The following is a 12607-nucleotide window of genomic DNA, read 5'->3' as shown; positions in this document are numbered from 1 at the left end:
CATCGCCGTTGTGTGGGGGTACCGTTCGGTACAGGTCCGGGTGCGGACCACTCGACATAGTCAGCTTGTTCCGGGAGCTCCGATGACGGACTTCGCCGTGCCCTCAGTGGCGCGTACCATCCAAGGCGGACCGGCCGGGGCCCAGCGCCCGACATTGCTCGTGCTATCGCACCTCCGCTGGGATTTCGTGACCCAGCGCCCCCAGCATCTGATGACCCGCGCGGCGCGCGATTTCGACGTGATCTTCTTCGAGGAGCCGCTGTGGGACGACGCCGCGGCGCCGGGCGTCGACGATCGTCAGCGCGACGGCGGCATCCGCGTCGTCCAGCCCCTGCTGCCGCACGGCACCGACACCGCCGCCGCGGTCGACTATCAGCGCGGCTTGCTCGACCGGCTGGTCGCGCGTGTGTCGGGCTCGCTGATCCTGTGGTTCTATACGCCGATGGCGCTGCCGTTCGCGCGCCACCTCGCTGCCGACCTGATCGTCTTCGACAAGATGGACGAGCTGTCGGCGTTCCAGAACGCCCCGCCGCTGTTGCTGGCGCTGGAGCAGGAGCTGCTCGAGCTCGCCGATGTCGTGTTCACCGGCGGTGCGTCGATGCACGAGGCGGCTGCCCACCGGCACGAGAATATCCATTGCTTCCCGTCGTCGATCGACGCCGCGCATTTCGCGAAGGCACGTGAGGGTGGCCTCGACGATCCTGCCGACCAGGCGGGCATCGCCGAGCCGCGAATCGGTTTTTTCGGCGTCATCGACGAGCGCTTCGATATCGGGCTGCTGCGCGAGGTCGCGACTGCGGCGCCCGAGATGCAGTTCGTGATGATCGGGCCGGTCGTAAAAATCGATCCTGCCAGCCTGCCGCAGGCGGCGAACATTCACTGGCTGGGCGGCAAGACCTATGCCGAGCTGCCCGCCTATCTGGCGGGTTGGCACGTCGGCTGGATGCCGTTCGCAATCAACGACGCGACGAAGTTCATCTCTCCGACCAAGACCCCCGAATTCCTCGCGGCCGGCTTGGCCGTTGTGTCGACCGCGATCCGCGATGTTGTCCGCCCCTACGGCGAGGCAGGCCTCGTCGAGATCGCAGCGACGCGCGACGAGACGCTGACCGCCTTTGCCAAGGTGCTCGGCCGGCCGCGCCGCGACTGGCTGGCGGCGGTCGATGCGCACCTCGCGCAAGGCTCGTGGGACAAGACCTGGGACGCGATGCGCGCCCAGATGAACGTGATTTTAGGTGGCACCACGGTGCCGGGCAGGGAGATGGCGGATGTTTGACTGGGTAATCGTCGGCGCAGGGTTCGCCGGTGCGACGCTGGCCGAACGCATCGCCACCGAACGCGACGAGAAGGTGCTGGTCATTGACCGTCGCCCGCACATCGGCGGCAACGCCTATGACCGCTACAACGAGGACGGCCTGCTGGTGCACCAGTACGGTCCGCACATCTTCCACACCAACAGCCAGATGATCTTCGACCATCTGTCGAAGTTCACCGAGTGGCGGAAGTACGAGCATCGCGTGCTCGGCAAGGTCGACGGCATGGAAGTGCCGATCCCGATCAACCTCGACACGGTCAACATGCTGTACGGCCTGAACCTGACCAGCGAGGAGCTGCCGGCGTGGTTCGCGTCGAAGGCCGAGAAGGTCGAGGAGATCAAGACGTCGGAGGATGTCGTCGTCTCGGTGGTCGGCCGCGAGCTGTATGAGAAGTTCTTCCAGGGCTACACGCGCAAGCAGTGGGGCATGGACCCGAGTGAGCTCGACAAGTCGGTGACCGCGCGCGTGCCCACGCGCACCAACCGCGACGACCGCTATTTCACCGACGAGTTCCAGTACATGCCGCTGCACGGCTATACGCGGATGTTCGAGACAATGCTCGACCACCCGAACATCAAGGTGATGACGCAGACTGATTACCAGGACATCCGCAACGAGGTGAGCTTCAAGCGGCTGATCTGGACCGGCCCGGTCGACGAGTATTTCGGCTTCCGCCACGGCAAGCTGCCGTATCGCAGCCTGAAGTTCCGGCACGAGACGCTCGATGTCGAGCAGGCGCTGCCGACGGGCACGGTGAACTACCCGCAGACCGAGGATTACACCCGGATCAGCGAGTACAAGCACATGACCGGGCAGGTGCACCCCAAGACGGCGATCACCTACGAGTACCCGAGCGCAGAGGGTGACCCCTATTACCCGATCCCGCGCCCGGAGAACGCCGAGCTGTACAAGAAGTACGAACGCCTCGCGATGGCGACGCCCAACGTCTGGTTCGTCGGTCGTCTGGCGACGTATCGCTATTACAACATGGACCAGGTGACGGGCCAGGCGCTCGCGACCTTCCGCCGGATCCAGGAGGCGCTGCCGGTTGGCGGTGATGTGATCGCTATGCCACGGGTTGTCGCGGCTGAGTAAGTCGCAGCGCGGCCGAGCTTAAGCGGGAATTTGCACTTCGCGAATTCCCGCTTGGGCGCGGACTCGCGCAAGACGGGCCGGCGAGTGCGCGCGCGCATCTCGACCGACGCCAGCGGCGGCTTTGCCGACCGCCCTTTTCTTACTTTCCGACCAAATTCCGCACCGGCTCGCCTGTGGCGAGCCGCCCGACATTCTCCGCGAATAACTTAAAGATCCGCCCCGGCGTCCCCGCCGAGCTCCACGCGACATGCGGCGTGATCCGCACGTTCGGCGCACTCCACAGCGGATGACCTGTCGGCAGCGGCTCCGGATCGGTCACGTCCAGTGACGCCGCCCCGACTTGCCCGGACATTAAAGCCTCGATCAGCGCGCCAGTGTCGACGATCCCGCCGCGTGCGATGTTCACCAGATGCACCCCGCGCCGGCACTTCGCGAACGCTACAGCGTCGAGCAGCCCTGCCGTTTCGGGTGACAGCGGCGCCGCGATGACCAGATGATCGGCGCGCGCCAGAACGGCCTCAAGCGGCACGATCTCCACCCCCTCGGGCCCCGCCCCGCCGCTACGCCGCGACGCGACGACCCGCGCGCCGAACGCCTGCGCGAGCTTCGCGACGCGCGCCCCGATCTCGCCCATGCCGATCAGGCCGACCGTCTTGCCGTCGAGGCTGCCGAGCGGGTTCTGCACCATCGCGTCCTGCGCCACCCACGCGTCGCCGTCGCGTACCTGCATCGCGGGCAGGCGCTTCTCGTGCATCAAGATGACCGTCAGCACATATTCGGCGATCGGCCCGGCGCTGGTGCCTGCTGCGGTCGCGACCTGCGGTGCCTCGAACAGCCATTCGGGGTAGCCGTCGATGCCCGACGAGGCGATCTGCACCAGCTTGACCTGCCCCGGCCAGCCGGCGGGGCGGGGGGCGTCGGCGTGGCTCTCGTCGTCGCTGCCGTGCAGCGCGAAGATGACGTCTACATCGGTCGGCAGCCCCCAGCGGTCGGCGGTATCGATCGCCCGCACGTCGCCGATCGCGGGATGCTGCGTCAGCAGCGTGGCAGTGGCAGGGGCGAAGTGATGCGCGACGGAAAAACTCAACTTATGATCGCCTTCAGTCGTGGGTTGTCCGCGAGGGTCGCGAGGTCGTTGTTATAGCCCGTCGCGTCGGTCAGTTCGGCCAGCCGCTTCGCATAGCCCGGATCGATCGCCACCGCACGCTCGGCGGCATACAGCGCCTCGCCCTCGACAGGCCCCTGCGCGGCGGCGTCGCCGGCGAGTTCGGCGTGCATCTGGCCGTAGGCGGCGGCGAGGTAGAACCAATAGTCGGCGCGCTCGGTGGCACTTGTGGTGGCGAGCGCGCGGCCGATGGCGATCGTCTGCTCGAACCCGGCGTTGGCCGTGTCGAACAGCGATTTCTGCATCACCGCGATCGCGTCGGGGATGGTCACCGCGCCCTTGTCGGCGATTTGCGTCGCCAGAACTCCACTGTGGGGCCCGCTCGCGGCGGCCGCCTTGACGACATTCGCGCCGGGGCCGGTCAGCACCTCCTCGGCCTCGCGGAAGCCCGCGACGAGTTCGATGCGCGTGTGGAGGTAGAGGTACAGGAACCCGACGACGGCGCCGAGGATCAGTAGCAGCGGCCCCATGACCGGCAGGCTGCCCGCGCTGGGGTTGGCGGCGCTGCCGTACAGATGCGCGTGGGTCTCGAGGAAGTCGCGAAAGCCGATCAGCCCGTCGTTGATATTGCCGAGCTGCGTCAGGCCGATGCCGATCAGCATCGTCGTCAGCCAGTCCGACACCCGGCTGACATTGTCGTTGCCGCCGAGCAGCCGCTTGGGCGAGCCCTCGGTCGGCTCGGCATCGAGCAGGCGCGGCACCGCGAACAGGAAGCCGACGACCGCGCCGCACAGCGCCGACGACAGGAAGATCAGCACGCCGATGCCAAGCCCGCCCGCGCCGCCGCGCCCCAGCGCAAGCATCGCCGCGAGCAGCGCGACGCCGGTCGCGATGGCCAGGTTGCGCATCAGCGGGCGCAGGTGCCGCTGAAGGTCGATCGCCTTGGTCGCCATGCGCTCCCCCGGGTTGCGGTTGCGATGTTGGAACGGCTCCGGCGGCCGAGTCAACCGCCGGGCGGCGGGGGGAAGGCGAGCGGCGCGACCGCGGCGCCCGGCGATCCGGCGGTCACCGCCGCGTAGATCGCCGTTCCCGCCGGACTGTAGGTCAGCAGCTCGGTCAGCAGCGTCGCCGCGAGGATCGTGCCGACGCCCCAGTGCCACGCGGGATGGACCTTGCCCGTCCGCCGCAGGTCGGCGACGGCACCGGCGAGCGGGAACAGCAGCGACACCGCGACCGTCGCCTCCCAGGCGTAGGGCGCGAGCAGCGGCATCGGCAGCAGCCGCCCCAGCCCGGGCCCGAGCAGCACCGCCATGCCGCACAGGTGCAGGCGGCGATGCCAGTCGGTCTGCCGCCGCCAAACGATCGCCGCGCCGGTCAGCCCTGCGAAGGTCAGCAACGAGACGGGATCGAAGATCAGGAACTGAAGCGGCGTGAAGAAGAACGGCACCCCGCCACGCCGGACCAACGCGAGCGTGACCAGGCAGCCCAGCACGACCATCGCAACCATCCACCACGGCGCGATCCAGCCGACGCGGCGGTGCCAGTCGCGCCGTCCGGTCGCGGCGGTCGCGGCCTGCGCCCCGTAAAGCGCGAGCCAGCCCATGAAGACGAGAGCGTGGGCATGGACAAGCGGCGGCGCGTCGAAACTCGACCGGCCCGCCGCCAGCTGGACGCTGAAGCCGGCGATGACCACGACGACCATCAACAGCGCGGCGCGTACGAAAAAACGATTGTCCGTAGCTTGGCCCAGCGGCCGCCCTGCCAGTGTCGCCATGTCCACGTTTCCCGCCTTGAACGGCGGGATTTGCAGTCGTTACGGGAGGCGAGTCAATCGGGTCTGGGCAGCTGCGATTCGCCCAGCCCACGAAAAAGGGGCCCGCGTTACCGCGAGCCCCTCGTTCAGTTTCGCAGTCTCAGAGCGCGGTGAGGTTGATCGCCGCCTGCTTGCCGCGACGGTCCTCTTCGAGCTCGAACGACACGCGCTGGCCTTCGCCGAGGCCCGACATGCCGGCGCGCTCGACGGCCGAGATGTGGACGAAGGCATCGGGGCCGCCGTCTTCGCGCTGGATGAAGCCGAAGCCCTTGGTGCCGTTGAAGAACTTGACCGTGCCCTCGACGCGCTCGCCGGGGGTGCCGCCACCGCCGCCGCCCGAGAACTCGCGGCTCGCGCCGCCGTAGCCGCCGCCGCGCGGACCGTCGTTGCCGCGCGGGGCGCCGAAGCCGCCCGCATCGCGGTCACGCGGGGGCGCACGGTCGGTGACCGGCATCGGCTCGCCGTCGATGACCAGGTCGGTCGCCGAGACGCGGCCGTTGCGCTCCGTCAAAGTGAATTCGAGCGGCTGGCCGTCGGCGAGACCCGTCAGGCCCGCCTGTTCGACTGCCGAGATGTGGACGAACACGTCCTCGCCGCCGTCATCGCGAACGACGAAGCCGAAGCCCTTCTGTGCGTTGAAGAACTTGCAGACGCCCTTGGCGGTGCCGAGGTTGATGCCGGGGCCCATGTCGCGCGGCGGACGCGGGCCGCCGAAACCACCGCCACCGGGACGGCCACCGAAGCCGCCGCCGCCGCCGGCCGGGCGACCACCGAAGCCGCCGCCGCCGCCGCCGCCGAAGCGGTCACCACCGCCGCCGCCGAACCGGTCGCCGCCTCCGCCACCGAAGCGGTCGCCGCCGCCTTCGAACTGGTCGAAACCACGCTCGCGCTTGTCGAAGCCACCACCACGTCCGGGACCGCGCCCGCGCTTATCGAAACCCATGTCAGTTCAGTCTTTCGCTTGTCGTCTGGAAGTCTAGTCGCACGTCGTCGTGAATGTTCGGCGCCGGTCGCAGTTCCCGTGGAATGATACGCCGACGCGACCATCGCGCCGAAACCGCACCGCTCCGACTCCGCGCATATCAGCGAATCGATGCACAGGCGAGCCAATAAAGTGCGGAACCCCTTCGTCGCGCCACCGGTTCACCGACGCAACAGCACAGACAATCGAGGACGACCATGGCACGCGCAGCACCCGACGCCGCCCCGAAAGGCACACACAAGGACCCGTACCGAAACCTGGGCGGCGCCGAGCGCGCGATCTCGGTCGCACTCGGCACGGTCTTCGGCATCGCCGCGACCCAGTCGAAAGGGCCGCTCGGCATCCTGTTCGGCGTCGCGGGCGGCGCGCTGGTCGCCCGCGGCGTCAGTGGCGCCGACCCGGTCAAGCGCCTGCTCGGCACCGAGCCCGACGAGCGCGCCTATGCGAAGCAGCAGGGCTGGTCGTCGGCCACCAAGGCGCCGCGCTCGGTGACGGTCAACGCATCGCGCGAGGAAGTCTGGGAGGTGCTGCGCGAGGTCGAGCGCTGGCCGTCCTTCATGGTCAACATCGCGTCCGCCTCCAGCGACGGTACGCGCCTGAACTTCGTCAGCGAAGGCCCGACCGGCCCGGTGTCGACCGCAGCGACGATCGTCGCCGACGTGCCGAACCAGAAGTTCGCGTGGGAGAGCGACAAGGGCGCGACCAACCCGAACAACGGCGAGTTCGAGCTGCGCGACGCCCCCGGCGGCCGCGGTACCGAGATTCACGCCAAGATCGCCTACGAGCCCGTCGGCGGTAGCCTGGGGCGCTATGCAGCGAAGTTCACGCAGCGCGAGCCCGGCATCCAGCTGCGTCGCGACCTGAAGCGGCTGAAGAGCCTGATCGAGGCCGGCGAAGTGCCGACCAACGCGCGCAACCGCGCCGAAACCCTCAACAATCCCGCGAAGGCCTGAACCCATGCGCGCAGTCACCTGGCACGGCAAGCACGACGTCCGCGTCGACAACGTTCCCGATCCCGAAATCGTCAACCCGCGCGACGCGGTAATCAAGATCACCTCGACCGCGATCTGCGGGTCGGACCTCCATCTCTACGACGCCGTCATTCCGACGATGATGAAGGGCGACATCATGGGCCATGAGTTCATGGGCGAGGTCGTCGATGTCGGCAGCGCGCACCGCAACGGCGACGCCGTCGGTACCGCGCTGAAGGTCGGGCAGCGCGTCGTCATCCCGTTCACCATCGCGTGCGGCAACTGCTTCTTCTGCGAGAAGTCGATGACCTCGCTGTGCGACAACTCGAACCCCGCCGAGAACCAGGACATCGCCGAGACGCTGATGGGCCATTCGCCGTCGGGTCTGTTCGGCTACAGCCACATGACCGGCGGCTACGCGGGCGGGCAGGCCGAATATGTCCGCGTGCCCTATGCCGACGTCGGCCCGATGGTCGTCCCCGACCATTTGAGCGACGAGCAGGTCCTGTTCCTGACCGACATCTTCCCGACCGGCTATATGGCCGCCGAGCAGTGCGACATCGAGCGTGGCGACACGGTCGCGGTGTGGGGTGCGGGCCCGGTCGGCCAGTTCGCCATCCGCTCGGCGTTCATGCTGGGTGCCGAGCGCGTCATCGCCATCGACCACCGTCCGGCGCGATTGGCGCTCGCTGCCGATGCGGGTGCCGAATGCCTGAACTTCGAGACGGTGCACATCATCGACGCGCTCAACGCGATGACCGGCGGGCGCGGCCCCGACCGCTGCATCGACGCAGTGGGGATGGAAGCGCACGGGCTGGGCATCGACAACATCATCGACCGGGTGAAGGTCGCGACGGGCCTCGGCACCGACCGGCCGCACGCGTTCCGCGAGGCGATCATCGCCTGCCGCAAGGGCGGCACGGTCAGCGTGCCGGGCGTCTATGGCGGGTTGCTTGACAACGTGCCGTTCGGTGCCGCGATGAACAAGGGCCTGTCGATCCGTACCGGCCAGACCCACGTCCACCGCTACCTGAAGCCGCTGCTGGCGCGCATCGAGGCGGGCGACATCGACCCGCGCGTCATTATCAGCCACATCCTGCCGCTCAAGGATGCGCCGATGGCGTACAAGAACTTCAAGGACAACCAGGACGAGTTCCGCAAGGTCGTGCTGAAGCCCTAGCCAACAGAACAGCTTGCAGCCGTCATCCCGCTCCGGCACGTTATGCCGGTAGCGGGAGACGGTTGATGCGGATGATGCCGGTAATGCTGCTCGGCGTGGTGCTGGGCGGGTGCGCGACCTACGATCCGATCGTGTCGCTCGACCAGTGCAACCACACCCCCGGATGCGTGACGAGCAATCCGACCCCGGCGTCGGGTCCGCCGCACGCCCGCGCCGTCGCACCTGCCGGTCCCGGTCACCAGTCGCGCGACTGACCTGGCGGTGCTCGCCCGCGTCGTCGCCCTCATTCTCTTGGTCCTGCCGGCAGCCGTGCAGGCGGCATGGCTGCGCGCCGAGACCGCGTCGTTCGTCGGCTATTCGAACGGCAGCGAGCGCTCGCTGCGCGAGAAGATGGGCGAACTGCAGGAATTCGATCAGCTGCTGCGCCTGCTGACCGGCATCGAGCCCTCGGGCTCGGCCGCCAAGCTGCCGATCTACTTCGTCGAGAACGGCGAGTTCGCGACGCTCGGCATGCCGGCGCGCAATGTCGGCGGGTTCTACAGGGCCGGGCCGGGGTATATCGCGGCGTTCGTCGGGACCAGCCGCACGGGTGCCGGGGACAGCGACAACCACGTGCTGTTCCACGAATATACGCATCACTTCATGCTGCAGAACTCGCGCGCTGCCTATCCGGCCTGGTATGTCGAGGGCTTCGCCGAATATGTCTCGACCGCGCGGTTCGAGAAGACTTTCACCGAATTCGGCGGGGTCGGCCTGGGGCGGGCTTATGCGCTGCTGGCCAAGGCCTGGCTGCCGGTGCGGACGGTGATGACGAGCCGCGTCACCGACATGTCCACCTACGACCGCGGACAGTTCTACGCGATGAGCTGGCTCGCGGTGCATTATCTGTCGCGCGACGAGGGGCGGCGCGCCCAGCTGCGCGCCTATCTGAAGGCGATCGACACCGGCACCCCGCCCGACGATGCCTTCACGAAATCCTTCGGCCTCAGCTACGAAGACTTCGGCAAGGCGCTGCGCCGCTACCTCGACGGGAAGGACATCACGGTCACCCGGATCAGCGGGGCCCAGGCGGGCCGCGCCCAGGGCGATCCCGTCGTCGCACTGACCCGGCTGCCGCCCGCCGCCGACCGGCTGGTGGTGCCCGCCGCCGCACTCGCGGCGCTCGACTTCCGCCCGGCCAGTGCGCGAGGGGCCGGTGACGCGGCGCGCGAGAAGCGGCTGCTCGGGATCGTCCGTGCCGCACCCGCCGGCGACGATTTCGCCGACCTGATCGTCGCCGAGGCCGAGATCAAGCTCGGCGACCGTGCGGTCGGCATCGCGCGGCTCGATGCGCGACTTGCGCGCGAGCCCGACAATGCGCAGGCGCTGTACCTGCGCGGCATGACGCAGCTGATCGATGCCGAGGCGACCCGTGACAAGGAGGGGCTGCGGCGGGCGCGCGTGCTGCTGACCCGCGCCAACGCCGCGCGACCCGACGATTACCGGATCCTCGCCGGCCACGCGCGCAGCTATGCGACGATCGACCTGCCGCCAAAGGAGGTCGAGGTGCTGATGCGCGCGGTCGAGCTGGCGCCGCAGGTCGCCGAACTCGCGATCCAGGCGGCGCGGGTGCAGGCGAGGCGCGGCGACCGGGCGACCGCCAAGGCGCTGCTGATGCCGCTGGCCAACTCGCCGCACGGGGGCGGCTTGGCGCAGGCGGCGGCGCGGCTGCTCGCGGCGATCACGCTGGGCAAGCCGGCGGGGGCGATCCAGGCGAAGGACGACGGGGGCTGACGATGCTGCGATTCCTGCTGGCGGCGATGCTGGCGCTGATGGCGACGCCCGCCGCCGCCGGTTGGCTCCGCGCCGACGGCCCCGGCTTCATCGCCTATTCGCGCGGGACCGAGGCCGATCTTCGCGCCCGCATGCTCGAACTGCAGCGTTTCGACACGCTGGCCCGCGCGCTGACCGGCCTCGAGCCCGACCCCGACGTGCCGCCGCTGACGATCTATTTCCTGTCGCGGCGCGACATGGAACGTCTCAACGCCGGCGATCTGACGGCGGGCTTCTATACCGCCCGCCCCGGCGTGACCTTCGCCGCGCTCGCGACCGACCTCAACAAGCGCGGCACGATCAGCACGCTGTTCCATGAATATACGCATCATTTCATGTTCCAGCACACGCGCGCCGCCTACCCGTCGTGGTATGTCGAGGGCTTCGCCGAATATCTGTCGACGGCGCGGTTCGAGCCCGATTTCATCGAGTTCGGCCAGGCCGACGAGGGCAACGTCTACCAGCTGACCAGCGGCAACTGGCTGTCGACCAAGACGCTGATGACGACGCCGACCCACCGCATCGGGGGCGGCGTCTATGCCTTCTACGCTCAGTCCTGGGCGATGGTGCATTACCTGTCGCGCGATCCGCAGCGGCTGGCGGCGCTCAAGCGCTACCTCGCCCTGCTCACCAAGGGCGACAAGCCCGAGCCGGCCTTCGCCGCGGCATTCGGCTTCACCATGGACGAGTTCGACCTGCAGGTCCGCCGCTACGTGCGCGGCAAGCGGACCAGCAGCACGCGCCTGATGACGCCGCCGCCCGCGGCCGCGCCGGTCACCATCACGGCCTTGCCGGCGAGCGCCGACGCGCTGCTCGTGCCCAGCGTGCGCCTGTCGACGATCGGCTTCGCGCCATTGCGCAAGCCGCGCGTCTACGAGGAGGACGATGCACGGACCGCCGCGTACCGGCGCGTCCTCCACACGCGCGAAGGCATCGCGCGGACCACGCTGCTGAAAACGGTCCGCGAGGCGGCTGGCGCAGCGAGCGGCGATCTCGGCGCGCAGGCGGTCCTCGCCGAGGCCGAGGTCAAGCTTGGCGACCGCGCCGCCGGCATCAAGATCCTCGACGCCGGCCTCGCCAAGGCGCCCAAGGATGCGCAACTGCTGTACATTCGCGGCATCACCGAGCTCGAACAGGCGAAGGCATTGACCGGCGAGGACGCCGCCGCTGCCCGCAAGCGCGCGCGGCAATGGCTGACCCGCGCCAATGCCGCGCGGCCCAACGACTATCGCATCCTCGCGGCGCACTCGGCGACATATGGCACCGACATGCCCAGTGCCGCGGTCGACGTGCTGCTGAGTGCCGCCGACCTCGCGCCGCAGGTCCCCGCGGTGCAGGCGAGCGCGGCGCTGGCGCTCGCCCGGCGTGGCGACCGCGACGCTGCGAAGGCCCGCCTCGCCCCGATCGCGGCCGCCCCGCACGGCGGCGAGGCAGCGGTCGCCGCCGCCGCGCTGATCGCCGCGATCGACCGGGGGGAGACGCTCGCCGAAATTCCGGTCGACCTGACCGACTGATCAGCCTTGCCGTTTCGGCCCTGAGTCCCATCTACGCGCGCATGGATGCCCTGATCGAACTCTTCTCCCAGCCAGCGACCTGGCTGGCCCTCTCCACGCTGATCGCGATGGAGGTGGTGCTGGGCATCGACAACCTGATCTTCATCTCGATCCTGACCAACAAGCTGCCCGAAGAGATGCGGGCCAAGGCGCGGCGCATCGGCATCGGCCTGGCGCTCGGCCTGCGGCTCGCACTGCTCAGCCTCGTCGCGATCATCGTGACCTTGGTCGAGCCGATCTTCACGGTCATGGGCAACGAATTCTCGTGGCGGGACCTGATCCTGATCGCCGGCGGCCTGTTCCTCGTCTGGAAGGCGACCAAGGAAATCCATCACAGCATGGACCCGGCGCCGTCGGGCGACGTCTTCGATGCGGGCGAGAAGGGCGGCTCGCACGCCGTCACGATGAGCTTCGGTGCGGCGATCGGCCAGATCATCCTGCTCGACCTGGTGTTCAGCCTCGATTCGATCATCACCGCGGTCGGCATGACGCCGCACGTGCCGATCATGGTCGTCGCGGTGCTGGTCACCGTCGGCGTCATGCTGTTCGCTGCGACGCCGCTCGCCAATTTCATCGCGCGCAATCCGACCGTCGTCATGCTGGCGCTGGGCTTCCTGCTGATGATCGGCATGGTGCTGATCGCCGAGGGCTTCGGCGCGCATGTCGAGAAGGGCTATGTCTATGCCGCGATGGCCTTCTCCAGCGCGGTCGAGGCGCTGAACATCTGGTCGCGGCGGCGGCGCGAGCGCAGCTGACGGTTGCGCGTCCGGGGCGACCCGG

Annotated in this window: 12 protein-coding genes; 8 read left to right on the top strand and 4 right to left on the bottom strand. The window is 68.7% G+C overall.

Annotated elements, in window-relative coordinates:
- Positions 1-82: 82 nt before the first annotated feature.
- Both FMM06_RS17260 and glf read left to right on the top strand, forming a co-directional pair.
- Entirely contained in the window at positions 83-1276 is a 1194-nt protein-coding gene (locus tag FMM06_RS17260) for a glycosyltransferase family protein (RefSeq protein WP_144237744.1), read from the top strand.
- A complete protein-coding gene (glf, locus tag FMM06_RS17255) occupies positions 1269-2411 on the top strand; it encodes a UDP-galactopyranose mutase (protein WP_144237743.1) in 1143 nt (380 codons plus the stop codon). Before FMM06_RS17260 ends, glf begins: the two co-directional genes overlap by 8 nt.
- Positions 2412-2550: 139 nt before the next feature.
- On the opposite strand, the gene FMM06_RS12610 is transcribed toward glf, so the two are convergent.
- The 4 genes from FMM06_RS12610 to FMM06_RS17355 form a co-directional block, all read right to left on the bottom strand.
- A complete protein-coding gene (locus FMM06_RS12610; protein ID WP_144237742.1) occupies positions 2551-3498 on the bottom strand; it encodes an NAD(P)-dependent oxidoreductase in 948 nt (315 codons plus the stop codon).
- Positions 3495-4469, bottom strand: a complete 975-nt coding sequence (locus FMM06_RS12605) for a hypothetical protein (RefSeq protein ID WP_144237741.1) — start codon at positions 4467-4469, stop codon at positions 3495-3497. The genes FMM06_RS12610 and FMM06_RS12605 overlap by 4 nt, the downstream gene beginning before the upstream one ends.
- Before the next feature lie 50 nt (positions 4470-4519).
- On the bottom strand, positions 4520-5290 hold the full coding sequence (locus FMM06_RS12600) for a hypothetical protein (RefSeq protein ID WP_235889302.1): 771 nt from the start codon (positions 5288-5290) through the stop codon (positions 4520-4522).
- 139 nt (positions 5291-5429) lie between these two features.
- On the bottom strand, positions 5430-6272 hold the full coding sequence (locus FMM06_RS17355; RefSeq protein ID WP_144237740.1) for a cold-shock protein: 843 nt from the start codon (positions 6270-6272) through the stop codon (positions 5430-5432).
- A gap of 236 nt (positions 6273-6508) precedes the next feature.
- Here FMM06_RS17355 and FMM06_RS12590 point away from each other — a divergent pair, with 236 nt between their 5' ends.
- The 6 genes from FMM06_RS12590 to FMM06_RS12565 all read left to right on the top strand — a co-directional run bounded on the left by FMM06_RS12590 (position 6509) and on the right by FMM06_RS12565 (position 12582).
- On the top strand, positions 6509-7264 hold the full coding sequence (locus FMM06_RS12590) for an SRPBCC family protein (protein ID WP_144237739.1): 756 nt from the start codon (positions 6509-6511) through the stop codon (positions 7262-7264).
- Between the two features lie 4 nt (positions 7265-7268).
- Complete coding sequence (locus FMM06_RS12585; RefSeq protein WP_144237738.1) at positions 7269-8462, top strand: zinc-dependent alcohol dehydrogenase; 1194 nt, start codon at positions 7269-7271, stop codon at positions 8460-8462.
- A gap of 65 nt (positions 8463-8527) precedes the next feature.
- Complete coding sequence (locus FMM06_RS12580) at positions 8528-8716, top strand: hypothetical protein (RefSeq protein ID WP_144237737.1); 189 nt, start codon at positions 8528-8530, stop codon at positions 8714-8716.
- A gap of 7 nt (positions 8717-8723) precedes the next feature.
- Positions 8724-10235: a hypothetical protein gene (locus tag FMM06_RS12575; RefSeq protein ID WP_144237736.1), complete on the top strand. Its 1512-nt coding sequence runs from the start codon at positions 8724-8726 to the stop codon at positions 10233-10235.
- Between the two features lie 2 nt (positions 10236-10237).
- Positions 10238-11788, top strand: a complete 1551-nt coding sequence (locus FMM06_RS12570) for a hypothetical protein (protein WP_144237735.1) — start codon at positions 10238-10240, stop codon at positions 11786-11788.
- Between the two features lie 41 nt (positions 11789-11829).
- Entirely contained in the window at positions 11830-12582 is a 753-nt protein-coding gene (locus FMM06_RS12565) for a TerC family protein (protein ID WP_144237734.1), read from the top strand.
- Positions 12583-12607 lie beyond the last annotated feature (25 nt).

The organism is Glacieibacterium frigidum (genome assembly GCF_007097155.1).
Taxonomy (GTDB): Bacteria; Pseudomonadota; Alphaproteobacteria; order Sphingomonadales; family Sphingomonadaceae; genus Glacieibacterium; species Glacieibacterium frigidum.
This window is presented reverse-complemented; position numbering and strand designations above follow the sequence as displayed.